This is a genomic window from Rhizobium lentis, assembly GCF_014200175.1.
Taxonomy (GTDB): Bacteria; Pseudomonadota; Alphaproteobacteria; order Rhizobiales; family Rhizobiaceae; genus Rhizobium; species Rhizobium mulingense.
In genome coordinates this window covers 280,720-303,954 of sequence record NZ_JACHBD010000005.1, presented here as the reverse complement: position 1 = coordinate 303,954, position 23,235 = coordinate 280,720, and the positions used below count along the sequence as shown (strand labels likewise).

The window sequence follows — 23,235 nt, the reverse complement described above, 5'->3', positions numbered from 1 at the left end:
TCCGTTATCCGTCCATGGTGGCGAGCTGCGCCGATATGGCGGTGTCGATGGCCGCGAGATCGGCGGTTGAAAGGCGAAGCGTTCCGGCCCGCGCATTGTCGAGCGCGTGCGCCGGGTTTCGCGCGCCGCAAAGCGCGAAGGTTATGCCCGGCTGAGCCAGTGTCCAGGCGATCACCGTCTGCGCGATGCTGGCGCCCTGGCGCTCCGCGACGGGCCGGATCGCCTCGGCAAAATCCTTGGCCTTGCGGCGATTGGCGACGGAAAAGCGCGGATTGTCCTTGCGCTGGTCGTCGCCGGAAAACACGCGCTCAGGCCCGATAGCGCCGGAAAGCAGGCCTAGCGCCAGTGAGGAATAGCTGAGCGTCGACACGCCGTTGGCGATGGTGAGCGGCAGCAGGTCCGCCTCGATCTGGCGATCGATCATGCTGAACCGCTCCTGGATCGCATCGAGCGAACCGGTCGCGGTATATTGTTCGAGCTCCGACCGGTCGACATTGCTGGCGCCGATTGCGCGGATCTTTCCGGCCTGTTTCAGTTCTTCCAGCGCCGCGACGGTCTCCTCGATCGGCGTCGTCGGGTCCTGCCAATGGGTGATGTAGAGGTCGATATGATCCGTGCCGAGGCGGCGCAGGCTTTCCTCCACCTCGTGAACGATCGAGTCCCGCCCGAGATAGCGGTGCACCGGCTTGCCGTCCTGGTCGAAGAAATGGTTGCCCTTCTGCGTATGCCACACCAGCCCGCATTTGGTGGCGATCACCGCCTTGTCGCGGCGTCCGGCAAGCGCCTTGCCGACGATCTCTTCGGACCGGCCCAGGCCGTAGGCCGGCGCCGTGTCGATGAGGGTAACGCCGGCATCGAGCGAGGCCTGGATCGCGGCGATGGATTGCGCCTCGTCCGTGCCGCCCCACATCCAGCCGCCGATGGCCCAGGTGCCGAGGCCGACGGCCGAGGCCTTGACGCCGGAGCGGCCGATTTCACGGGTCAACTGTTCGCCGCTCATGCGGAAAATCCTTCCTCGGATGCGAGTTCAAGAATGCGCGCGCCGGTCGCCTCGTCGGTGACGAGCGTATCGAGATGGTTGCCGCGCAGGATGCTGAGGATCGGCCCGGCCTTGTTCGGGCCGCTGGCGACGCCGATCTTCGTCGGGATCGAGGCGAATTCCGGCAGCGTCAGCGAAACCAGCGACCGGTTCAGGCTGTAGTCGCAGACGCGGCCGTGATCGTCGAGCAAATGGGCGAGCAGTTCGCAGCTGGCGCCCGAACGCTCGATCGCCGCGCGATCGGTGCTGGAGGAAGGGTGCAGGTCGTAATAGCTCGAATCATCGGTCAGGATCGAGCCGATGCCGACCACCGCGACCTTCGCTTCCCGCGCCCGCCGGAAAACGTCGGCGACGGAGCGCATGTTGATCAGCATCGACCGCTGCTCGGCGTCATCGGCAAAGAGCGGCGCGTGGATCTGGTAGGAGCGCCCGCCAAGTCGGTCGGCCATCAGGGTCGATACGTGGTTGACGTCGGTATAGTGTTTGCCCTGCACACAGCCTGTTGCCGGAATGACCTCGACATCGAAGCGGCGCGGCGCCTGGAGACCGGCCACGACGGCGCTGACGCCCTTGCCGCCGGTGATGCAGATCGTATCGCCATCGGCGATTTCTTCGAGCAGTAGGCGGGCCGCCGCCTCGCCGACCGCCTGCAGCGCGGTCTGCGGATTGTCGGAGACGGTCGGGACCACGACCGCGCGGCTGATGCCGCCGAGCGCCAGAAGCCGCTCCTCCATATCGACCAGAGGTTCGATCGGCGATTTGATCTTGATCTCGACCAGGCCGAGCTGCCGGCCCCGCTTGATGAGGCGGTTGACGGTCGCGTGCGAGATTCCGAGCTGATCGGCGATCTGCGCCTGCGTCAGGCCCTCCAGAAAATGCAGGACGAGCGCCTGGTGCATCTGGCGGGCGATGACGATTTCCTCGCGCGGGGCTGTCGTCCTGGGTTTCAGTTTGGCGATCGGCATGTCAGGCGGCCTTCCGCTTGTGCAGGAAATGGTCGATGGATACGGCGGCAAGCAGGATGCATCCTTTGATCAAGTCCTGCCAATAGACGGAAACATTTAGCAGGATCAGCGACGAGGTGACGAGGGAAAGAAGCGCGATGCCGAGAATGGCCCCGAGGATGGTCCCCGAACCGCCGTTCAGCGAGGCTCCGCCGATCACCGCGGCTGCGATGATGTTCAGCTCCATGCCGACGCCGAACGTGGGCGTCGCCGCGCCGAAGCGGGACATGTAGATGACGCCGGCGACGCCGGCGAGCGTCGAGCACAGCACCGTCACCCAGAACTTCACTTGGTTCGTCTTGATGCCGGAATAGAGCGCCGCCTTCTCGTTGCTGCCCGTGTAGAACACCTTGCGGAAGGCGGTCGCCCGGCGCAGCAGGAAATCGAACAGGATGACGACGGCGACGAAGATCAGGATGACGTAGGGAACGCCGTAGAACGTGCCCTGCCCCACCGCCTTGAAGCCGGCCGGCAGCGTGAAGAGCGAAAGCGGCGTGCCCTTGGTGATGATGAGGCAGAGGCCGCGCACGATCACCATGCCCGCCAGCGACGTGATGAAATGGTTGAGGCCGACGACGGTCACGAAGAAGCCCATGATGGCGCCGATGGCGCTGCTGGCAAGAATGCCGGCAAGCGAGGCCGTCCACGGATCGAGCCCGGCAAGAAAGAGCGAGCCCGAAAGCACCATCGCGAAACAGACGACGGAGCCGACCGCAAGGTCGATGCCGCCGACGATGAGCAGGATCGTCATGCCGACAACGACGATGCCCTCCACGGAAAAGCTCATCAGCATGGCGCGGAAATTGCCGAGCGTCAGGAAGTGCGGCGAGGCGAAACTCATGATGATGCCGAGCGCCAGGATGATCGCGATCAGCCCTGCCTCGCGCATCGTGCCGATGCGTTTGAAGGACGACGTCCTGGGCAGGCCTGCCGCCATCGTGTCGATTGCCATTTCCCTCTCTCCCATGTTCTCTTCACGCGGCATGGTCTGCCGCCCTTGCGCTGCCCATGCCGGAGGCAAGGCGGATCACGGCCTCTTCCGACATCTCGTCGGCACTGAGCTCTCCCGCGATGCGTCCCTCGCGGACGACCAGCAGCCGGTCGGAAAGGCCGAGCAGCTCCGGCATTTCCGAGGAGATGACGATGATGCCGATGCCCGAGCTTGCCAGCTCGCGCAGCAGGCGGTGGATCTCCGCTTTCGCGCCGACATCGATGCCGCGCGTGGGCTCGTCCATCAGAATGACTTTCGGCTTCACCGCGAGCTGCTTGGCGATCGCCACTTTCTGCTGGTTGCCGCCGGAAAGCGATTTCACCGGCGCTTCGATGCCGCTCATGCGCACGGCAAGCCTTCGGGCAAAATCATCCGCTAGGGCGGCCTCCGCGCGGCCATTCAGCAGGCCGAACGAATTGGTGAGCGCCTTCAGGTCCAGCACCGATATGTTCTGCGCGACGGACATTTCGAGAAAGACGCCCGATCCCTTGCGGTCCTCGGACAGGTAGACGATGCCGGCTTTCACGGCATCGGAATAGGCGCGGATCGGTTGCGTCGTGCCGTGCAGGCGGACGGTTCCTGCCGTGCGTGGCCGCAGTCCGCAGATGCCTTCGGCGATTTCCGTGCGGCCGGAGCCGATGAGGCCGCCGATGCCGAGGATCTCGCCCCTGCGCAGGCCGAAGCTGACGTCGTGAAAACGCATCCCGTCACTGATGCCTTCAACCTCGAGAATGATCTCGCCTGACGGTTCGCCGGCGCCCAGCTTGTCGGGATAGAGCTGCGTGATCTCGCGGCCGACCATGCGGCGCACCACGTCATCCGGCGTCACGTCGGCAATGCGGTCGGTGCAGACGTAGCGGCCGTCACGGAACACGGTGACCCGGTCGCAGAGGCTGAAGATTTCCGCCATGCGGTGGCTGATATAGATGATCGAAATGCCGTTCGCCTTGAGATCGTGGATGATCGAGAAGAGCTGTCGCGCCTCGGTCTCGGTCAGGGCAGCCGTCGGTTCGTCGAGGATCAGCACGCGGCAGTCGAGCGTCAGCGCCTTGGCGATCTCGACCAACTGCTGGCTTGATATCGGCAGGTCGGCGACCTTGCGGCGGACATCGATCGCGGCAAGCCGGTTCATCACCGCCTGCGCATCGCGCTCCAGGCCGCGGTAGTTCATGAGCGGTGCCCGACGGCGATTGGTCGCCGCCATGAACATGTTTTCAGCGACCGTCGCATCCGGGCAGAGCGCGATTTCCTGGTGCACCAGGCCGATGCCCAGAGACTGGGCAACGGCGGGAGAGGAAATGCGCACAACCTTGCCGTCGACGTGGATTTCGCCTTCGGTCGGCTGCAGCACGCCGGCGATGATGTTCATCAGCGTCGACTTGCCGGCGCCGTTCTCGCCGCAGAGCGCATGGACTTCACCGCGTTCGAGAGTGAAGTCGACATCCGTCAACGCCTTCACCGCCCCAAAATGCTTGGTGACGCCATGAATGGTGAGCACGGGCTCCGTCATCATCTTCCTCCCTCTCCATCTCGGCCATCCGCACCGAAAGTGCGGATGGCCTGTCCGGGTCTCATTCCTCGATGCCCTTGGTGCCGCGATGCTTCAGGTACTTGTCCCAATAGAAGTCGTCGGCATTTGCGGCGGTGACGATGGAGAGGCCGTTGTCGACGACCGGGATGCTCATCGGGTTGAAGCCCGAGCGCTTGGCGTCGTTCATCGGGTCGATCAGTTCCGGGTGCTTGGCGAGCCACAGCAGCATGAAGCCCATATAACCCTGCATGCCCTGGTTGGGGTTGATCGAGCCGAAGACTTCGCCGGCCTTGATCATGTCGAGTATGTTGGCATTGACGTCGGCGCACATGACGAGGACCTTGCCGCCGGTTTCCTTGTTGGCCTGCGCGGCGCCGATCGCGGAGTTCGCTTCCGGCATGAAAACCGCCCCAAGGTTCGGGTTGGCCTGGATGAGGCTGGAAAGCCCCTGATAGGCCTTGGTCGGATCCTGGTTGGACGCGGCGCGGCCGACGAGCTTCATATCCGGCCACTTCTCTTCCATGCGGGCGATGAAGGCGGCGATGCGCTTATCGTGGTTGTCCTGGCCGGGATTTTCGAGAACGGCGTATTCGCCCTTGCCGCCCATCTTCTCGGCGATCGCATCGGCGGCATAGGTGCCTTCGCGGGTGTTGTCCGAGGTGATGAAGGAGACGCGCTTGGACAGCGGCGAGTCGGCGGCAAAGGTGACGACCGCCGTGCCTTGGCCGATGGCGCGGTTGATCGGCTCGATGAACGGGTCGGAATTCATCGGATGGACAAGAATTCCGGCCGGATTTTGCGCCAGCGCCTGGTCGAAGGTGGCGATCTGCTTGTTGACGTCATATTCCGGTGTGCCGGTATATTCCGTTTCGCAGCCGAGTTGTTGCCCCGCCTGCTTGAACATCTCGTAAACGGGGAACCAATATTCGACACCCGAAACCATAACGTTCATGACGTATTTTTCGCCCGGCTTGCAGCGGAACGGGTTTTCCGTTCCCGCGCTTGCGGCGCCGGCGATAAACGTTGCAGCAAAAACCGCCATTGCGGTCGTGGTGAGTAAAGTGCGCAAGAGTCCTCCTTGAGGCCGAAGCCTCTCCCAAAAGCCCGAGGGCGCCGAAAAGCGCCGCTGATCGTGTTGAAGTCCGGACTTCCTCCTCGACGTCCGGTATGGGCAGCTAAGCGTAAAGCTCGACGCCTGTCAATATAATTCACGACGTGAAATATATTTCACGTCGGGCTAGATGCGGCGTCTCAACCGACAGATCGCCACGGCGCGGTCGCGGCCAGCCACTGTCGTGTACGGGCCTCGGGATCCGGATTGCGAGTGATATCGGTAACCACGGCAGCGCTTTCGGCCCCGTTTTCCAATACTAGCGGCGCGCGTTCGGCAGTGATCCCGCCAATGGCAACGAGCGACATTGGTCCGACACGTCGCCGCCAGTCCGCAAGTCGTTCGACGCCTTGCGGCGCCCATTTCATTTCTTTGAGGATCGTGGGCCAGACCGGCCCAAGGGCAACATAGTCCGGTGCGGCGGCCAGCGCGGTTTCTAATTCTGACGGATCGTGCGTGGAAAGGCCGAGCTTCAGGCCGACGCGCCGAATGGCAGCCAGATCGGCCGCCATCAGGTCTTCCTGCCCGAGATGAATGAAATCGCATCCCTCGTCGATTGCCAGCCTCCAGTAATCGTTGATGATCAATTGGCAGCCCGCTGCCGCGCAGGCGGCTTTCGCACGCCGGATCTCCTCGCGAAGCACCGGCTCCGGCCGGTCCTTGATGCGCAGTTGGACGAGTTTGACGCCGAGCGGCACGAGACGCTCGATCCATTCGGCGCTGTCGACGATGAGATAGAAGGGGTCGAGCTTCATGAGAAGACGGCCTTTCCGATGACGGGAGTGGAAGGAACGGCCATGTCGCGTGGCTCCAGCGGCACGGCGCCATGCGCAAGACGGCCGGCATCGATGGCAAGCGCGAAGGCTTCGGCCATAGCAGCGGGATCGCCCGCGCCGGCAACGGCAGTGTTGAGAAGAACGGCGTCGTAACCGTACTCCATGACGGCGGCGGCATGCGACGGGCGGCCGATGCCGGCATCGACGATGAGCGGCACTTCAGGAAAATGCGCTCGGAATGACCGCAGTGCCATCGGGTTCATCGGTCCCATGGCGGAGCCGATCGGCGCGCACCAGGGCATCAGGATGCGGCAGCCGGCCTCCAGCAGCTTTTCGGCGACGACAAGGTCGTCGGTGGTATAGGGGAAGACCTGAAAGCCCTCTCCGGTTAGGATGCGGGCCGCTTCGACAAGGCCGAAGACATCGGGCTGCAGCGTATCGTGATGGCCGATCACTTCGAGCTTGATCCAGTCGGTGCGGAAAACGTCGCGCGCCATCTTCGCTGTCAGCACAGCCTCCTGCACGCTGTGGCACCCGGCCGTATTCGGCAGCACCCGCACGCCGAGCTCGCGGATAAGCTCGAAGAAGGCGCCGCCCGCCTTGCCGCCGGCGGCCTCGCGCCGCAGCGAGACGGTGACAATTTCCGCCTTCGAGCGTCTCACGGCTTCTGCCAGGACGGCGGGCGACGGGTAGCGGGCGGTGCCGAGCAGCAGCCGGGAATGGACCTCGACGTCGTAGAGTTTCAGCATGTCAGCCTCCCTGCATCGGTGAGAGAATTTCAATGCGGTCGCGCTCGCCGAGCATGAAATCGGCACGATCCTCGCGGTGCACCAGTTCGCCGTTCACCGCGGTTGCGAGCCACCCGCCTTCGTAGTCCAGAGCGAGAAGCAGATCTGCGAGCGTCGCGGCCGCGACCTCCTGTTCCTCGCCATTGATGATGAAGGTCATGACGCCTTCCTTTCCGGTTGTCCTTGTTCTGTGAGAAGACGCCGCGCGACCTCTGCGGCCATGGCCGGCGCCAGCAGAAAGCCGTGGCGGTAGAGGCCGTTGACATGGAGGGTGCGTCCCTCCTGTGTCACACGCGGCAGATTGTCGGGATAGGCGGGCCGCACGCCTGCGCCGGTTTCCGTAACCCGTGCCTCGCCGAAGGCAGGATGCAAGGCGTAGGCGGCGTTCAGCAATTCCATCAGCGAACGCGCGGTAATCGGGCCGTCATCGCCGCTTTCGATCATCGTCGCGCCGACCATGAAGCGGTTTTTTTCGCGCGGGACGATATAGATCGGGTGGCGCGGATGCAGCAGGCGAACGGGGCGGGAGAGACTGACCTCGCCCGTTTCGATGCACAGCATCTCGCCACGAACACCGCGCAATCCGGGCAGCCGGCCGATCTGGGCGGCACCGGTGCAGTCGATTACCCGGTCACAATTGGCAAGGTCAGCTTCGCCCGTGACGCCGAGCATAAGACGCATGCGGGCGTCCTCAAGCCCTGCGGCCAGGGCCGCGAGTGCCTGCCGTGGGTCGAGATGCGCTTCCTGCCGGAAGAACAGCGCCCTGCGGAAGCGGCCGGCGAGATCAGGCTCCAAAGCGGCGATCGCCGCCTCGTCCAGCCATTCCCATCCGCTTGTCCGGCGGGAAAAGCGGTCGAGCTCGCCGGCATCGCGCCCGCCGGCCACGACAAGCGTTCCCCGGCGATTGACATGGCCGGGCAATGCCGCATCCCACCAATCGGCGGCAAGGCGACCGAGCGTCAGCACCGGCTCCTCCGCACTTTCCCGTTCGCACCACGGCGCCAGCATGCCGCCGGCAAAGCCGGATGCGCCGGCCCCGGCCTTGTCGGCCTGCTCCGCGAGGGTGACGCGGAAGCCGTGGCGATAGAGCTCGCAGGCCACGGTGAGGCCGGCAACGCCGGCCCCTTTGACGAGAACGCGCATGGTCATTCTCCGGCTGGAGTTTTCGCGACCTCTGCGACCGGCATGTAGAGATCGCCGCCATCGCGGTACTTGGCCGCCATGGCTTCTAATCCTTCCTTCTGGGCTTCGGCGCGAATGTCGTGGGAAATTCGCATGGAGCAGAATTTCGGGCCGCACATCGAACAGAAGTGCGCCACCTTGTGCGCCTCCTTCGGCAGGGTCTCGTCGTGGAAGGAACGGGCCGTATCCGGGTCGAGGGAGAGATTGAACTGGTCCTCCCAGCGGAATTCGAAGCGTGCGCGCGACAGCGCATCGTCGCGGATGCGGGCGGCCGGATGTCCCTTGGCGAGATCGGCCGCATGGGCGGCGATCTTGTAGGTGATGACGCCGGTCTTGACGTCGCTGCGGTCAGGCAGTCCCAGATGCTCCTTCGGCGTGACGTAGCAGAGCATGGCCGTGCCGAACCAGCCGATCATCGCGGCCCCGATGCCGGAAGTGATGTGGTCATAGCCCGGCGCGATGTCGGTCGTCAGCGGTCCGAGCGTATAGAAGGGGGCTTCGCCGCAGACCTTGAGCTGCTTGTCCATATTCTCTTTGATCTTGTGCATCGGCACATGGCCGGGGCCTTCGATCATCACCTGGCAGTCCTTCGCCCAGGCAATCTTGGTCAATTCGCCGAGGGTTTCGAGTTCGGCAAATTGTGCTGCGTCATTGGCGTCCGCGATCGACCCCGGACGCAAACCGTCGCCGAGCGAGAATGAGACGTCATAGGCACGGCAGATGTCGCAGATTTCCTCGAAATGCTCGTAGAGGAAACTCTCCTTGTGGTGATGCAGACACCACTTGGCCATGATCGAGCCGCCGCGTGAGACGATGCCGGTGACGCGATTGACGGTGAGCGGGATATAGGCCAGCCGCACGCCGGCATGGATGGTGAAATAGTCGACGCCCTGCTCGGCCTGTTCGATCAGCGTATCCCGATAGACTTCCCAGGTCAGATCTTCGGCAATGCCGTTCACCTTCTCGAGCGCTTGGTAAAGCGGCACGGTGCCGATCGGAACCGGCGAATTGCGAATGATCCATTCCCGGATGTTGTGAATGTTGCGGCCGGTGGAAAGGTCCATGACCGTGTCGGCGCCCCAGCGGATCGCCCAGACCATCTTCTCCACCTCTTCCGCCATCGACGAGGTGACCGCCGAATTGCCGATATTGGCGTTGATCTTCACCAGGAAATTGCGGCCGATGATCATCGGTTCGGTTTCGGGGTGGTTGATATTGGCGGGGATGATCGCCCTGCCCTCGGCGACTTCCCGCCGCACGAATTCGGGCGTCACGAAATCCGGAACATGCGCGCCGAAGCTCTCGCCGTCGCGCGCGAGCACCTCCTTCGCGGCCTGCCGGCCGAGGTTTTCGCGAATCGCAATAAACTCCATTTCCGGGGTGACAATGCCGGCACGCGCATAGGCGAGCTGGGTGACGGCACGTCCGGCCTTTGCCTTCAGCGGCGTGTTGCGAATGGGAAATTCCGGCGTCAGCCGCTCGCCGGTGGCAAAACCATTGTCTTCAGGCTTCACCACCCGGCCTTCATAGGCTTCGACGTCGCCACGCGCCCTGACCCATGCTTCGCGCAAACGCGGCAGCCCGGCGTCGATAGAAACCACATGGGCCGGATCGGTATAGGGGCCGGAGGAATCATAGACCGTAACCGGCGGCTCGCCGGAGGTCGGGTGAAGGCTGATTTCTCGCATCGGCACGCGCAGATCCGGATAGAGCGTTCCGGGCTTGACGATCTTGGTCGAGGCCGGAAGCGAGCCGGTGGTGACGACGGGAGTAAGCTGGGGTGCAACAATATTCATGGATGAGGCTCCAAGGTTTGACGTTTGGAGACCCAGTTCCAGTGTTGGAATGATGGAAAGACGCCTTGCGCGACAAAGCGAAAATCCGCCCAACAGCCGCAGCGTCCGCACCGTCCCTACGCCAGTATGAACTGGATCAGGTTCAACGGGTCACTGCGCCACAACAGGCAAAGCCGTATCGTCTAGCAGAATCTCAGCCCCTTGCCGGGACACCCCTGGTGAATGTTGGCCATCAAAGACCGCAGCGGCCTTTGTGTCAAGAAGCCCTTTTGCGTTTCAAGGCAGTGGCTGTCGATGCTGGTTGCCGATCGGCTGGGATCGCAGAGTGTGCCGGCGGCCGTACCGGCGCCGGTCGACCAACATTGATTGTGGATGGGCCGGTTTGCCGGCCCATTTCGCTCGCGCCCCTTGGAGGCGTGCTCCATAATCTCATGCTCACGGTCAGGACAGCGACCGCGCGTTCACCTGTCCGACGGCACCGGCTCATCGTCCTATCCACGCGGCTTTTGCATTCATGGCCTATCGTTTCGTCCACACTGCCGATCTCCATCTCGACTCTCCCCTGCGTTCCCTGGCGCTTCGCAACGCCGAGCTGGCCGATCTCGTGAGTGACGCCAGCCGGCAGGCGCTGATCGTGATCGTCGACCTTTGCCTCGAGGAGCAGGTCGATGCACTCATTATCGCCGGCGATCTCTATGACGGCGAGCAGACGTCGATGAAAACGGCGCGCTTCCTGGCAAGCCAGCTGGAACGGCTGCACCGGGCGGGGATTGGTGTCTTCAAGATTCGCGGCAATCACGACGCGATGTCGAAGATCGCCAGGGAGCTGGTGATGCCCGACACGGTGAAGATCTTCGGCGGCCATGCCGAGACCGTGGAGGCGACAAAAGGCAGCCTGTCGATCGCGATCCACGGTCTGAGCTTTGCCAAGCCGCAAGCGCCGGACCCGCTTCTGCCGAAGTACAAGCCGCCGGTGGCGGGAGCGGTCAATATCGGCATCATGCATACGAGCCTTGCCGGATCCGCCGGCCATGACGTCTATGCGCCCTGCAACGTACTCGACCTTCACGCCTGGGGATTCGACTACTGGGCGCTCGGGCATCTTCATCAGCGGAGCCAGTATCCCGGCACGGCGACGATCATCATGCCCGGCATGCCGCAAGGCCGCGACATCAACGAGTCGGGCGTCAAAACCGTTTCGCTGGTGACCGTGGCGGACGACCGGACGGTGACGGTCGAGGAGCGGCGCACCAGCATCGCGCAGTTCGAGCGCGTCGATGTCGACCTCACGGGTGTCGATGATTGGCGTGATGCGGCCATGGCGATCGAAGCGGCACTGACGGCGCAGCGCGACCATACGGCCTCGCCGCATCTCGTCGCGCGCCTCAGGCTTTCCGGTCGCACGCCGCTCTCCTGGCAGCTTCGCCGCGATGTCGACCTCATGCAGGCGGAAGCCGAGCAGCGCGGTGACCGGATCGGCCGAACCTGGATCGAGAAGCTGGAACTCGCCTTCGAAGCGCCCACGATCCTCGCAGCCGAATCCGCCGCCGATCCCGTCATCGAACTCGGCGCGCTGATGCGGGACGAGGTCATCGCCCGCAGCGGCTTTCGCGACGATGTCAGGGAGATGGTTCGCGACCTGCTCGCCGACCTGCCGCCCGAGAGCCGGGCCTTTGCCGGACATGACGAGGCGGGTTTCGAACGCTTCATCGACCGCCTTCTCGCTGACGGCGTCGAGGACATCGCCGCCCGGATGAAGGCCGCGGAGCGGGGAGACAGCTGATGCGCCTGCGCCGTCTCGACCTCATCCGTTATGGCAAGTTCACCGACCACTCGATCGACTTCGGCGCGGTCCGACCGGGTTCGCCCGATCTGCACATCGTCTATGGCCTCAACGAAGCGGGCAAGTCGACCACCTTCGCCGCCTATCTCGATCTGCTCTACGGCATAGGCGAGCGCAGCACCTATAATTTCCTGCATCCCTACAATACGATGAAGGTCGGTGCGCGGCTGGAATTCGGTGGCGCGCACCAAGAGCTGGCGCGGCTCAAATTGCGGACCGGCAGCCTCGTCGATGATCGGGGACAGGCTGTGAACGAGGCGCTGCTCGCGGGCGCGCTCGGCGGCGTCGGCCGCGAGGCCTATCGCACCATGTTCTCGCTCGACGACCAGTCGCTCAAGGAAGGCGGCAACGCCATCATTCAAAGCAAGGGCGAGCTTGGCGAGCTGCTGTTTTCCGCAAGCTCGGGTCTTGCGGGCCTCAGCCGCTCGCTGGTGACGGCCGTCGATGAAGCCAATGGGATTCACAAGAAGCGGTCGTCGAGCACGAAGCTCGCGGAACTCAAACGCGCGCTCGAAGCGCTGAAGGCCGAGCGCAATGCCATCGACACGCTTGCCTCCACCTATTCGGGCCTGAAATCGGCCCACGAGCAGGCCGACGCCGCCTATGCCGCGACGACGCGGGAACTGGCCGAGGCCAAGGCCCGGCACCAGGAGCTGACGCGTCTTCTCGGCGCCCTGCCGGCGGCGCTGGAACTCCGGCGGCTGGACGCCGACGCAGCCAGCATGGGCGACCTGCCGCGGCCGCCGGCCGAATGGTTCACACTGCTGCCGCAGCTTTTCCATAACGAGACGCGGCTGCAGGCGCTTGTCGAAACCGCCGACCGCACGCTGCGCCAGCTTGCCGACGAGATCGAGGCGATCACGATCGACGACAAGGCGCTGGCGATCGCCGCGCATATGGACATGCTGGATCAGGGTCGGGCGCGCTATCTCGCGGCTGAGAGCGACCTGCCGAAGCGCCGGCTGGCGCTGGCCGAACAGGAAGGCGAGCTGGTGCGGCTGCTGGCCGATCTCGAACAGCCTGGCCATGCGACGCCCGAGGCGCTGCTGCTGCCCGCCTCGCTGATCGGCATCATCCGCGATCTCATCGAGCGACGTTCCGGCGTCGAGGCCAATCTGGCTGCCGCAGGCCGCGAACTGGTGCGGGCGCGCGAGAATCTCGAAAGGCTGAACAAGGAAGGCGGCTCGCAAAACGGAGCCGCGATCCTCGATCGCGCACGTCTCGGCCGCATCGAGGCGGCCCTGAGCCGGCTGGCCGGGTCCGATCTCGCAACGCGGCTCACCGTGGAAGAACGCACACTCGTGCAGGCGAAGCGAATACATGAGAAGCAGTTCGCACAGCTTGCGCCCTGGTCAGGTGATGCCGTCGCTCTGCAGCGGACGAGCGCGGCGGAGCCTCGGCAGACCGAGGCTTGGCGTGGCCAGGCGATCTCCATCGACAAGCGGATTGCGGATCACGAGGCACGGCTGCGCGATCTAGGCACCGAACAGGCGCTGACCAAAGCCCGGATCGCGGCCTTCGTCGCCGGTGGTTCGATCGACGATGCCGAGGCCGCGAGGCTGCGCGATGAACGCGATGCCGCCTGGCAGGCGCATCTTGCCAGCCTGAATGCCGCCACCGCCCGGACATTCGAAGAGCGGATGCGCCAGGACGATGTCGTGTCCGCCGGCCGCCTGTCACGCGCGCAGGAACTTGCCGAGCTGCGTCAGCTCCGCCTGACCGAAGCGGCAACGGCGGCGGCGATCGAACGGCAAACGGAATTGCTTAGCGAGGCGCGCGCCGAACATGATGTGCTTGCCGAGCGCATCCGTGGCCTCCTGCCCGAGGCAATCGAATATGACGCCGAAGCTTCGCCGAGCATAGCAGCACTCGAGGCATGGAGCACCAAGCGAGCCGCAGCGCTGGCCGCCTGGGACGAACTGCAGCGGGCCGAAGACGCGGTGGAGGCACTTCGCGGCGAATTGGACAGCCATGCCGCAACGCTTGCAGCGAGCCTTGCGGATGCCGGCCATGGTGGCGCCGAGGATCTGCCGGTCGCCGCGCTGATGCAGGCGGCGAGCGATGTGCTCGCCGCCTGCAAAGCCGAACAGGCGGCGCGGCAGGCGCACGAGAAGACAATCGGCGATCTCGACCGCAATGTCAGGGAACGCGAGCGGGACCGGCAGGAGGCGGAAGCTGCGGTCGCGGCCTGGAACCGGGAATGGGCGGAGGCGCTGTCGCGAACCTGGTTTGCCGACAAGGCTGGCTCGATGGCCGCCGTCCGCGCCGTGCTGGATGCGCTCGCCGCACTGCCCGCCATCCTGAAGGAGCGGGACGACCTCGCAAGCCGCGTTGCCGCGATGGAGCGCGACCAGGAGCAGTTCCGCGGGGATATCGCCGCTCTTCTCGCGGACTGCGGCCTCAGCCGGTTGGCATCCGATACGCTCGCATCGGCCAATGCGCTGGTGGAACGCCATGAGGCGGCACGGCATGCCGCACAGCTTCGGGCAGACCGGCAGGCGGATCTCGAAAAACAGTTGGAGAAACGCCGGGCGCTAGAGGAAGAACTTGCCGTTCACAATGCCCGCAGGAACGAACTGACCGGCTATTTCGGCACGGACTCGCTTGCCTCGGTCGAAGTATTCCTGAACCAGGCAAGAGAGCGGGACCGGCTGGAGGCGCGGGCCGCTACCTTGCGCGGCCAGATCGCCGAGGCATTGCGCGCGGCAAGTTTTTCCGAAGCCGAACGCCGCCTTGCCGATATCGACGCCGATGCGGCCGAGCGCGATGCGATCGAGCTCGGCGCCCGGATCGAGGATCTCACCGAGCGGGCCAAGCTTCTCTATTCCGACGTGTCGCTGGCGCGGCAGAAGCTCGAGGCCGTCGGCGGAGATGACGCGGTGGCGCGGATCGAAGCCAAACGCCGAACCATCTTCCTTGAGATCGAAGAACTGGCCGTGCGGCATCTGACGTTGCGCGCCGGCACGCTGGCGGCCGAACAGGCGCTGCGCATCTATCGCGAAAAACACCGCAGCTCGATGATGAACCGCGCATCGGAAGCCTTTCACCTGATCACCGGCGGCAACTATTCCGGCCTCACGACCCAGCCCGACCGGGACAAAGAAGTACTGATCGGCGTGTCACGCGACGGCGGCTCGAAGCTTGCAGATGCGATGTCGACCGGCACGCAGTTCCAGCTCTATCTCGCGCTTCGGCTGGCGGGTTATGAGGAATTCGCGGCACTTCGCCCGCCCGTGCCCTTCATCGCCGACGACATCATGGAGAGCTTCGACAATCCCCGCTCCGAAGAGGTTTTCCGCCTTCTAGGCGCAATGGCAAAGGTTGGGCAGGTCATCTACCTCACCCATCACTGGCATCTCTGCGAGATCGCGCGGCACGTTGTTCCAGATGTCACCATACATCAGCTGCCATGACCGGACGCAAAGACATCAGCCCTGCCACAGATCCAACACGACAACGCCCGCGCCTTCGAAATCCCGGACATTGCGCGTAACCACGGTCAGGCCGAGAACCAGGGCGGTTGCGGCAAGCAGAGCATCCACTTCATTGCGCGGATCCGGGATATGCAGATGCGCGCAGCGTGTGGCGATCGCGTCATCGACCGGCAGAATACGGCCGGCGAATGCGGGCCGCACCTTATTTTCCAGCCATGCACGCAGGCGAGCCCCCTGCGCCGCATCGCGGCGCTGCACGTCGAGTATTCCCCGCTCCAGCTCCAGGATCGTGATGGCGGAGATGCATAAGCTCGCGGTAAGTACATACCTACATTTAGCATTGAGAGGATGCGGGGCAAGATCAGATCGCATGCCTCGGGCATGTTGGCTTCCCAAGTAATCTCTGATCTAGTCTGGACTCTCCGCCGGGCAGACCAGCCGCGGCCCCCTGGCATTCGAAACGAGCGAGAGCTGTATTCTCATGACCACTCACCGCTTCATTCCGACGCGCTTTCACAATGTTCTCGGCTCACTTGCGCCGGCGCTGCATATCCCCGATGGCGATACCGTCGTCACCGAAACGCTCGATGCCATCGGTTTTGACAAGGACGGCATCCGGCGGACATCCGGTCCGAACCCGATGAACGGCCCGATCTTCGTGGATGGCGCCGAACCCGGAGATGCGCTGAAGGTCGAGATCATCAGCATGATACCGACAAGGGACACTGGTTTTACCCGCAGCATCGTCGCGGCCAATGTCATCGATCCCGAAACGGTTCGCGACCTGCCGCCGCGGGATGTCGCCATCTGGGCTATCGACCGCGAAGCGCTGACCGTCCGGTTGTCCGAGCCGGTCGCCGGCCTCGAAAATTTCGTTCTGCCGCTTGCCCCGATGATCGGCTGTTTCGGGGTGGCGCCCAGCCTCGGTCAGGCGATCTCGACGGCGACCAGCGGCGAATATGGCGGCAACATGGATTATCGCCTGTTCGGCCCTGGCACGACCGTTCGTTTTCCGGTATCGGCTCCCGGCGCGCTGTTCTTTCTCGGCGATTGCCATGCCGTGCAGGGCGATGGTGAGATCGTCGGCACCGGCGTCGAGACCACTTTCGAAGTCACGGTGCGGCTGACGGTGGAAAAGAAGGCCGGACTGGTCTGGCCACGCGGAGAAACCACCGAAGACATCTTCACCATTGGCAATGCCAGGCCCCTCGATCAGGCGCTTCAGCATGCCACCAGCGAAATGCTGACCTGGCTGGCCTCGGATTACGGCCTCGACAGAACGGCGGCAAGCCATCTGCTGGGCCAGGTGGTGCGTTACGATATCGGCAATGTCTTCGATCCGGCCTATACGATGGCCTGCCGTGTCGCCAAGAAATGGCTGGTCCGCCGATTGTGACGAGTGGGCATCTGCTTCAGTCGTAGCGCGACAGAAAGCCGGAAACGGTCTCCAGGCAAAGCTGTTTTTCCTCGACATGCGGCATGTGGCTGGAATTTTCGAAGAGCACCCATTCGCAGCCGGGCACGCGGTCGACGTAGGGCTTTACCACCAAGGGCGTCGCCTCGTCATATTTGCCCGAAATCAGCAGCGTCGGCGCCTCGATGCGGTCGAGCCGCTCTTCGATCGTCCAGTCCTTCATCGTGCCGATGACGTGAAATTCCGTCGGGCCGTTCATGTTGCGGTAGACGGTGTTGTCCTCATCCATGATCGCAAAGGTCCGCGCCACTTCCGGCGGCCACGGAACCACGCGGCAGACATGGCGGTCATAGAAGACCCGGGAGGCGGCAATGTAGTCCGGATCGCTCAGGCTTCCTGCCAGCTCGTGTTTGAGCAGCGTGTCCTGCACCTCTTTCGGCAGTTCCATCCTCAGCCGGTTCGCTTCCGAAACCCAGGTGTGCATATTGGCCGGCGAGTTGGCGATGACAAGCGCCTTCAGGCCTGGCGGCCGGCGCACCGCGTGCTCGGCGCCGAGCATGCCGCCCCAGGACTGGCCGAGGAAGGCATAACGATGCTGGATGCGTATATGGGTAAGCAGCGCGTCCAGTTCTTCAAGAAACAGGCCGACCGTCCAGAAATCCGGGCCCCTGTCCGGAAGCCGGGTGGAATTGCCGTTGCCGATCTGGTCGTAATGGATGACCGGCCGCCCGTCGAGCGCAGCGATATCCTTGAACGAGTCCACATAATCATGCGTGCAGCCGGGCCCGCCATGGGCGACGACGAGAGGCAGCTTGCCGCTCTCCAGCGAGCCGGTGATGCGATACCAGGTGCGATAGTCGCGAAAGGGCAGATAAGCTTCATTCGTCGCGATTTCGGTCACCGGCGTCTCCATCTCTGGTCTGTTGAAGACCATAACGCGATGGTGGCGGCGACGGCAGCTATCACAAGTTATAGGGTGGCCAGGTCTGCGTCGGCCGTTCTTCGAGCAGGCGGTAATGGGTGGCGCGCACGACGGCCTGCGTGCGGTTGCGGGCTCCGAGTTTCTTTGCCGCCGCATTGAGATGCATGACCACGGTCGGCACCGAACGGTCGATGATGCGGGAGATTTCCTTGGCCGAGTAACCTTCCGCCGAATGGCGCAGGCATTCGCGTTCCCGCTCTGTCAGCCGCACCGTGCCGACGCTCCTCGCCTTCCGGTCGAAAAGCGAATAGGCGGTCTCGTGGAAGACATGGGCAAGCAGGTTGAAGTCGGCAATATAGCGCAGCGCATGCCGTTCGAAATCGTTGTTGCGGCCGAAGCGGACGCCGGTGACGGTGGCATAGTCGCCGCGTGGCATGTGAACCGGGACGGTGACGCCGGTCGACATGTCGCGTTCGCTCAGATAGCGCGTCACCGGCGCGGTGTCCTCGCTCATGAAGCCTTTGATCAGCGTGTCGGCATCGGGATCGTAATTCCAGAAGAAGGGTGCGGAGGTGCGCAGCGCCACCTGCTGCACCGGATCGATGCGGAAATAACCGCGATCGAACCAGTAATCGTGCATGTCGTCCGAAATGTTCCTGAGCTTCAGCAGCGACGGTATCATGATCGCGCCGTCGAGATCGTAGGGCACCGGCGTATAGTCGTAGATCAGCGCCTCAAAGCCGATCTGCTTCATCGCCTCGAAGGCCTGGTCGATCCGGCCGTCCAGCGTTTCATGCGCCGTGAACTGCCGTCTGATCGTTCCGATTTCGTCAAGCATGAGCTGCTCCGGTTTCGACGTGGCGCCCTACCCTATCACTTCTTATAGCTGGCACGGAACGCGATTTGCGGTAAAAAATTAGCCACGCCCAAATATTGAGCAAGCGAAACTTTCTGCCGGAGCGGTCAATGTGGCGTGAAATACAGCCGGACGAGCGATTCGAGATCGGTGTCGATGGCTATCGCGTCGTTGCCTACAGTTTCGGGACCGGCAGCGAGACGATTTTCTGCCTGAACGGCGGGCCGGGTCTGCCCTGCGATTACCTGCGCGAGGCGCATTCCTGTCTCGTCGACAAGGGTTATCGTATCATTGCTTTCGACCAGCTCGGCACCGGCGCTTCAGACCGGCCGGACGATCTCTCACTCTGGACGATCGGCCGTTATGTCGAGGAGACGGAAACGTTGCGCAAGGCGCTGGGGCTCGGCAAGGTCCACATGCTCGGCCATTCCTGGGGCGGGTGGCTGGCGATCGAATATGCGCTGACTTACGCTCAGAACCTCAAGACGCTGATTCTCGAGGATACTGTCGCCGACATGCCGCATCTGATTTCGGAACTGGAACGGCTGCGCGCGGCACTCGGTCCCGAAACCGTCTCGATGATGCAGAAGCACGAGGCGCAGGGCACCTATAAGCATCCCGAATATCTCGCCGCCGTCACCATCCTCAACTACCGCCATGTCTGCCGTCTGCCGGAATGGCCGGCGCCGGTCCGCCGCTCGCTCGACGACTGGAACATGGCGCCCTATGAGACGATGCAGGGGCCGAACGAGTTTCTCTATATCGGCAACCTCAAGGACTGGAACCGCATTGCCGATCTGCCGCGGCTGACGCTGCCGGTGCTGATCACTGCGGGAGAACATGACGAGCTGACACCGGCCTGCGCGCTGAGGATGAAGCTGGCGCTGCCGAATGCCGAGCTCAAGGTGTTTGCCAATGCCAGCCATATGCCCTTCTATGAGAACCCGCAGGATTATTATCCGGCGCTTCTCGATTTTCTGGCCCGGCACGAGGCAGGCTGATGCAAGAGGCAGTGGACCGGAGCCGACGAAGTCAAAGGGGCGATCGCCGTCATGCATCGCTATAAATTCGTTCTGACGCGACCGTTGCAGTTCCTGCCCGTCATTTTCGGCATCAGCGTCATCACTTTCATTCTGGTCCGCTTGATCCCCGGTGATCCCGCCCGCAACATCCTCGGCACGCGCGCAACGCCTGCGGCCCTTGCCAGCATCCGCGCCCAATACGGCCTCGATCAGCCGATGTGGCTACAATATCTCTATTTCCTCAAGAACCTCGTCAATGGCGAGATGGGCAAGTCGATCCTCTACAAGATCGACGTGCTGAAGCTGATCGTCACCCGCATCGAGCCGACGCTTGCGCTCGTTGCCTCCAGCGTCGTGCTGTCCGTGCTGGTCGCGGTGCCGATGGCGGCGATCGCCGCGCGCAGTGCCGGCCGAGCGCCGGACCATGCGGTGCGTATCGTCTCGACCTTCGGCATCGGCTTTCCGCCTTTCTGGCTGGGACTGATGCTGATCATCCTCTTCAGTGTCGAGCTCGGCATGCTGCCGGTTTCGGGCTACGGCGCGACCATCGGCGAAAAGCTGTCGCATCTCGTGCTGCCGAGCCTGACGGTCGCGCTGTCGCTCTCGACGGTGCTGACGCGCAGCCTGCGGGCAGCGATGATCGAGCAGCTGAAATCGGATGTCGCGACGGCGGCGCGCGCCCGTGGCATGCCCGAAGGCGTGGTCTTCTGGTGGCACGTCCTGCCGAATTCATTAGTGCCGACCATCAATCTGCTTGCCGTCAACATCGGCTGGCTGATCGGCGGGACGGTGGTAGTCGAGAGCGTCTTTGCGCTGCCCGGCATGGGACAACTGCTCGTCAGGGCGATCTTCTCGCGTGACTACATGGTGGTACAGGGCGTCGCCATGGTCTTTGCCTGCGCCACCGTGCTCATCAACTTCATCGCCGACATCGTCACTGTCGCCGTCGATCCGAGGGTGAAGTTATGAGCGTCGAGGCGATCGTGCCTGCATCGCCCGGCTGGCGCCGGTTTTTCCGCCGGCGGCTGATGCTTGCTGTCGGTGCCGGCCTGTTGCTGTTTTTCGTCCTGCTGGCAGTCGGCGCGCCCATCATCGCGCCCTATGACTCGATCATGCAGAATGCCGAAGTGCGGCTGCAGGCGCCGTCATTGCTTCACCCGTTCGGCACTGACAATTTCGGCCGCGATATCCTGTCTCGCGTCATCTGGGGCGCGCGCATCGACCTGCAGATGGCGCTGATCGGCGTCATCTTCCCCTTTCTGATCGGCACGACGGTCGGCACGGTCGCCGGCTTCTTCGGCGGCATTGTCGACGCGCTGTTCATGCGTCTCGTCGATATCATCCTCGCCTTCCCCTTTCTCGTGCTGATGCTGTCGATCATCGCGATACTCGGCCCCGGCCCCGGCAGCTTCTACCTCGCCATGGCGCTGGTCGGCTGGGTCTCTTATGCGCGGCTGATCCGGGCGCAGATGCTGGTGCTGAAAGGCAGCGACTATGCCGTTGCCGCCGTCAGCCTCGGTTTCAGCCGCCCGCGCATCATGTTCCGCCACCTGCTGCCGAACGCGATCGCCGGATCGATCGTCTTTTCGATGTCGGATGCGACCCTGGTACTGCTCAGCGGCGCCGCCGTCAGCTATCTCGGCCTCGGCGTCCAGCCGCCGATCGCCGAATGGGGCGTCATGGTCGCGGAAGGACAGAGCTTCATCACCACGGCCTGGTGGATTACCCTGTTCCCCGGCCTTTCCATCGTCTGCCTCGCCTTCGGGTTCAGCATGCTGGGCGATGCGCTGGGTGAATTGCTGGGGGTGCACGAATGAGCGGCTGCTTGCTCTCCGTCTGCGATCTCACAGTCAGCGCCCATCTCGATTCCGGCCCGCGCACGCTGCTCGATGCAGTCTCGCTCGACCTCGGCAAGGGCGAGGTTCTCGGCCTCGTTGGCGAGAGCGGCTCGGGCAAGAGCCTGTTCTGCCGCTCCCTGGTGCGGCTGCTGCCCTCTTCGCTCCTGAAGATCGAAAGCGGATCCGTGTTGCTCGAAGGGCGCGACCTGATGCGGGTCGACGACGGCGAGATGCTGAAGGTGCGCGGCGGCGAGATCGGCATGATCTTCCAGAACCCGACCAGCCATCTCGACCCGGTGATGCGAGTCGGCGAGCAGATCGCCGAGGGCATACGCTATCACGAGGGGCTCGGCGCCCGCGAGGCCCGCGCCGCTGCGACGGATATCCTGGCGCAGGTCGGCTTCCCCGATCCGAAGCGTCAGTACGACAGCTATCCACACGAATTTTCGGGCGGCATGCGGCAGCGGGCGATGATCGGCGTGGCTCTCTCCTGCAACCCCAAAATCCTGATTGCCGACGAGCCGACGACGGCGCTCGATGTGACCATCCAGGCACAGATCCTGCGGCTGTTGATCGATATTCGCGACCGGCGCGGCCTGTCGATCATTCTCATTACCCATGATCTCGGCATTGTCGCCCAGACCTGCGACCGCATTGCCGTGATGCGCGGCGGCAAGCTGATTGAAGCGGGGCCGAAGCGGGCGATCCTCGCACGGCCGCAGCATCCCTATACAGTCAGCCTGATCGACAGCCACCCTTCGATATCTGGCGAGACTCCCACCTCGTCGCCCGACGTCGCGGACGCCAACCGGACGGCGCGACCACTGCTTGAAATCGACGATCTCCATGTGCAGTTCAGAGCCGGCGGCGGCCTGCTGAAGGGCGGCGCCAAGACGGTCAGCGCGGTTTCCGGCGTCAGCCTGCGGATCATGGCCGGGGAGACGGTCGGCATCGTCGGTGAGTCCGGCAGCGGCAAGAGCACGCTTGCCCGCGCCGTGCTTGGCCTTACGCCCCTTTCCTCCGGTCATGTCACCTTCGACGGCGTCGATCTGGCGCTACAGAAGGGCGCGGGCCTGGCAAAGCTCAGGCGCGAAACGGCGATGGTCTTCCAGGACCCCTATAACGCGCTCAATCCGCGATTGACGATCGCGCAGATGCTTGCCGAGGTGCTGAAGGTGCAGGGCAAAGTGGCCAGGGCGGATATCCCGGCGCGGATCGAAGCCCTGCTCGATCTCGTCGGCCTCGAACGCGAATTCGCCGGCCGCAAACCGCGCAGCATGAGCGGCGGCCAGTGCCAGCGCGCCGGCATCGCCCGGGCGCTCGCCGTCGACCCGAAGATGATCATTGCCGACGAATGTGTCGCCGCCCTCGACGTCACCATTCAGGCGCAAATCATCGAGCTCTTCCGCGAGCTTACCGCGAAGATGAACCTCACGCTGATCTTCATCGCCCATGATCTCGCAATCGTCCACAATCTCTGCGAACGCGTCGTCGTGATGTATCGCGGTGAAATCGTCGAGGAAGGCCGCTCCGAAGAGGTCTTCGCGCGGCCGAAGCATCCCTATACGGCGGCGCTGATCGCCGCCATTCCCAACATCGATCCTGACAAGCGGCTGCTTCAGGACGCCGACGGCAAGGACGATCCGCATTCGATGCCGATCCAGCCCATCAAACGCATGCCATAACAA

At 63.6% G+C, this 23,235-nt stretch carries 20 protein-coding genes and 1 riboswitch; of the genes, 7 read left to right on the top strand and 13 right to left on the bottom strand.

The genetic code is table 11. The features are described from left to right. Positions 1–4 precede the first annotated feature (4 nt). From GGI60_RS14475 to thiC, 10 genes are all read right to left on the bottom strand, one after another. A complete protein-coding gene (locus GGI60_RS14475) occupies positions 5–1,000 on the bottom strand; it encodes an aldo/keto reductase (protein ID WP_183916816.1) in 996 nt (331 codons plus the stop codon). Beyond that, positions 997–2,004, bottom strand: a complete 1,008-nt coding sequence (locus tag GGI60_RS14470) for a sugar-binding transcriptional regulator (RefSeq protein WP_064685329.1) — start codon at positions 2,002–2,004, stop codon at positions 997–999. The genes GGI60_RS14475 and GGI60_RS14470 overlap by 4 nt, the downstream gene beginning before the upstream one ends. Position 2,005: 1 nt before the next feature. Beyond that, positions 2,006–2,995, bottom strand: a complete 990-nt coding sequence (locus GGI60_RS14465) for an ABC transporter permease (RefSeq protein WP_183916814.1) — start codon at positions 2,993–2,995, stop codon at positions 2,006–2,008. A gap of 22 nt (positions 2,996–3,017) precedes the next feature. Further along, entirely contained in the window at positions 3,018–4,544 is a 1,527-nt protein-coding gene (locus GGI60_RS14460) for a sugar ABC transporter ATP-binding protein (protein WP_183917017.1), read from the bottom strand. A 61-nt stretch (positions 4,545–4,605) separates the two neighbouring features. Then, the gene (locus GGI60_RS14455; protein ID WP_040112907.1) at positions 4,606–5,634 is read right to left on the bottom strand and encodes a substrate-binding domain-containing protein; all 1,029 of its coding nucleotides are present in this window, start codon (positions 5,632–5,634) and stop codon (positions 4,606–4,608) included. Positions 5,635–5,816: 182 nt separating this feature from the next. Continuing rightward, entirely contained in the window at positions 5,817–6,431 is a 615-nt protein-coding gene (locus tag GGI60_RS14450; RefSeq protein ID WP_183916812.1) for a thiamine phosphate synthase, read from the bottom strand. After that, positions 6,428–7,201, bottom strand: a complete 774-nt coding sequence (locus GGI60_RS14445) for a thiazole synthase (RefSeq protein ID WP_183916810.1) — start codon at positions 7,199–7,201, stop codon at positions 6,428–6,430. The genes GGI60_RS14450 and GGI60_RS14445 overlap by 4 nt, the downstream gene beginning before the upstream one ends. A 1-nt stretch (position 7,202) precedes the next feature. Next, positions 7,203–7,400 carry a sulfur carrier protein ThiS gene (gene thiS / locus GGI60_RS14440; protein ID WP_183916808.1) on the bottom strand — a complete coding sequence of 66 codons (198 nt, stop codon included), beginning with the start codon at positions 7,398–7,400 and terminating at the stop codon, positions 7,203–7,205. Then, a complete protein-coding gene (gene thiO, locus GGI60_RS14435) occupies positions 7,397–8,383 on the bottom strand; it encodes a glycine oxidase ThiO (protein ID WP_183916806.1) in 987 nt (328 codons plus the stop codon). Before thiO ends, thiS begins: the two co-directional genes overlap by 4 nt. A gap of 2 nt (positions 8,384–8,385) precedes the next feature. Next, the gene (thiC, locus tag GGI60_RS14430) at positions 8,386–10,218 is read right to left on the bottom strand and encodes a phosphomethylpyrimidine synthase ThiC (protein ID WP_183916804.1); all 1,833 of its coding nucleotides are present in this window, start codon (positions 10,216–10,218) and stop codon (positions 8,386–8,388) included. A 95-nt stretch (positions 10,219–10,313) separates the two neighbouring features. Next, positions 10,314–10,445: riboswitch (TPP riboswitch) on the bottom strand. 287 nt (positions 10,446–10,732) lie between these two features. Here thiC and GGI60_RS14425 point away from each other — a divergent pair. Both GGI60_RS14425 and GGI60_RS14420 read left to right on the top strand, forming a co-directional pair. Next, positions 10,733–12,001, top strand: a complete 1,269-nt coding sequence (locus GGI60_RS14425) for a DNA repair exonuclease (RefSeq protein WP_183916802.1) — start codon at positions 10,733–10,735, stop codon at positions 11,999–12,001. After that, positions 12,001–15,474, top strand: coding sequence for an AAA family ATPase (locus tag GGI60_RS14420; protein ID WP_183916800.1), 3,474 nt, complete (start codon positions 12,001–12,003; stop codon positions 15,472–15,474). The genes GGI60_RS14425 and GGI60_RS14420 overlap by 1 nt, the downstream gene beginning before the upstream one ends. A gap of 15 nt (positions 15,475–15,489) precedes the next feature. Here the strand turns inward: GGI60_RS14420 and GGI60_RS14415 are convergent, their stop codons facing one another. Then, positions 15,490–15,867, bottom strand: a complete 378-nt coding sequence (locus tag GGI60_RS14415) for a PIN domain-containing protein (RefSeq protein ID WP_183916798.1) — start codon at positions 15,865–15,867, stop codon at positions 15,490–15,492. A gap of 109 nt (positions 15,868–15,976) precedes the next feature. Between GGI60_RS14415 and GGI60_RS14410 the strand changes: the two genes are divergently transcribed. Next, positions 15,977–16,891 carry an acetamidase/formamidase family protein gene (locus GGI60_RS14410; protein WP_183916796.1) on the top strand — a complete coding sequence of 305 codons (915 nt, stop codon included), beginning with the start codon at positions 15,977–15,979 and terminating at the stop codon, positions 16,889–16,891. A gap of 16 nt (positions 16,892–16,907) precedes the next feature. On the opposite strand, the gene GGI60_RS14405 is transcribed toward GGI60_RS14410, so the two are convergent. Continuing rightward, positions 16,908–17,810, bottom strand: a complete 903-nt coding sequence (locus GGI60_RS14405; RefSeq protein WP_183916794.1) for a proline iminopeptidase-family hydrolase — start codon at positions 17,808–17,810, stop codon at positions 16,908–16,910. A gap of 61 nt (positions 17,811–17,871) precedes the next feature. After that, positions 17,872–18,669 (bottom strand): LuxR family transcriptional regulator, encoded by a 798-nt coding sequence (locus tag GGI60_RS14400; RefSeq protein WP_183916792.1) that lies wholly within the window; start codon positions 18,667–18,669, stop codon positions 17,872–17,874. Between the two features lie 128 nt (positions 18,670–18,797). Between GGI60_RS14400 and GGI60_RS14395 the strand changes: the two genes are divergently transcribed. Genes GGI60_RS14395 through GGI60_RS14380 form a run of 4 tightly spaced genes read left to right on the top strand, consistent with a single transcriptional unit; the run spans position 18,798 to position 23,232 of the window. Continuing rightward, positions 18,798–19,688 (top strand): proline iminopeptidase-family hydrolase, encoded by an 891-nt coding sequence (locus GGI60_RS14395; RefSeq protein WP_183916790.1) that lies wholly within the window; start codon positions 18,798–18,800, stop codon positions 19,686–19,688. Positions 19,689–19,739: 51 nt separating this feature from the next. Then, positions 19,740–20,678: an ABC transporter permease gene (locus GGI60_RS14390; RefSeq protein WP_183916788.1), complete on the top strand. Its 939-nt coding sequence runs from the start codon at positions 19,740–19,742 to the stop codon at positions 20,676–20,678. After that, positions 20,675–21,526, top strand: coding sequence for an ABC transporter permease (locus GGI60_RS14385; RefSeq protein WP_183916786.1), 852 nt, complete (start codon positions 20,675–20,677; stop codon positions 21,524–21,526). Before GGI60_RS14390 ends, GGI60_RS14385 begins: the two co-directional genes overlap by 4 nt. Continuing rightward, positions 21,523–23,232, top strand: a complete 1,710-nt coding sequence (locus GGI60_RS14380) for a dipeptide ABC transporter ATP-binding protein (protein WP_183916784.1) — start codon at positions 21,523–21,525, stop codon at positions 23,230–23,232. Before GGI60_RS14385 ends, GGI60_RS14380 begins: the two co-directional genes overlap by 4 nt. Positions 23,233–23,235: the final 3 nt, after the last annotated feature.

Coding starts and splice junctions, on each gene's coding strand:
- GGI60_RS14475 (WP_183916816.1), bottom strand. CDS start 1,000: ATGAGCGGCGAACAGTTGACCCGTGAAATCGGCCGCTCCGGCGTCAAG.
- GGI60_RS14470 (WP_064685329.1), bottom strand. CDS start 2,004: ATGCCGATCGCCAAACTGAAACCCAGGACGACAGCCCCGCGCGAGGAA.
- GGI60_RS14465 (WP_183916814.1), bottom strand. CDS start 2,995: ATGGCAATCGACACGATGGCGGCAGGCCTGCCCAGGACGTCGTCCTTC.
- GGI60_RS14460 (WP_183917017.1), bottom strand. CDS start 4,544: ATGACGGAGCCCGTGCTCACCATTCATGGCGTCACCAAGCATTTTGGG.
- GGI60_RS14450 (WP_183916812.1), bottom strand. CDS start 6,431: ATGAAGCTCGACCCCTTCTATCTCATCGTCGACAGCGCCGAATGGATC.
- GGI60_RS14445 (WP_183916810.1), bottom strand. CDS start 7,201: ATGCTGAAACTCTACGACGTCGAGGTCCATTCCCGGCTGCTGCTCGGC.
- thiS (WP_183916808.1), bottom strand. CDS start 7,400: ATGACCTTCATCATCAATGGCGAGGAACAGGAGGTCGCGGCCGCGACG.
- thiO (WP_183916806.1), bottom strand. CDS start 8,383: ATGCGCGTTCTCGTCAAAGGGGCCGGCGTTGCCGGCCTCACCGTGGCC.
- thiC (WP_183916804.1), bottom strand. CDS start 10,218: ATGAATATTGTTGCACCCCAGCTTACTCCCGTCGTCACCACCGGCTCG.
- GGI60_RS14425 (WP_183916802.1), top strand. CDS start 10,733: ATGGCCTATCGTTTCGTCCACACTGCCGATCTCCATCTCGACTCTCCC.
- GGI60_RS14420 (WP_183916800.1), top strand. CDS start 12,001: ATGCGCCTGCGCCGTCTCGACCTCATCCGTTATGGCAAGTTCACCGAC.
- GGI60_RS14415 (WP_183916798.1), bottom strand. CDS start 15,867: ATGCGATCTGATCTTGCCCCGCATCCTCTCAATGCTAAATGTAGGTAT.
- GGI60_RS14410 (WP_183916796.1), top strand. CDS start 15,977: ATGACCACTCACCGCTTCATTCCGACGCGCTTTCACAATGTTCTCGGC.
- GGI60_RS14400 (WP_183916792.1), bottom strand. CDS start 18,669: ATGCTTGACGAAATCGGAACGATCAGACGGCAGTTCACGGCGCATGAA.
- GGI60_RS14395 (WP_183916790.1), top strand. CDS start 18,798: ATGTGGCGTGAAATACAGCCGGACGAGCGATTCGAGATCGGTGTCGAT.
- GGI60_RS14390 (WP_183916788.1), top strand. CDS start 19,740: ATGCATCGCTATAAATTCGTTCTGACGCGACCGTTGCAGTTCCTGCCC.
- GGI60_RS14385 (WP_183916786.1), top strand. CDS start 20,675: ATGAGCGTCGAGGCGATCGTGCCTGCATCGCCCGGCTGGCGCCGGTTT.
- GGI60_RS14380 (WP_183916784.1), top strand. CDS start 21,523: ATGAGCGGCTGCTTGCTCTCCGTCTGCGATCTCACAGTCAGCGCCCAT.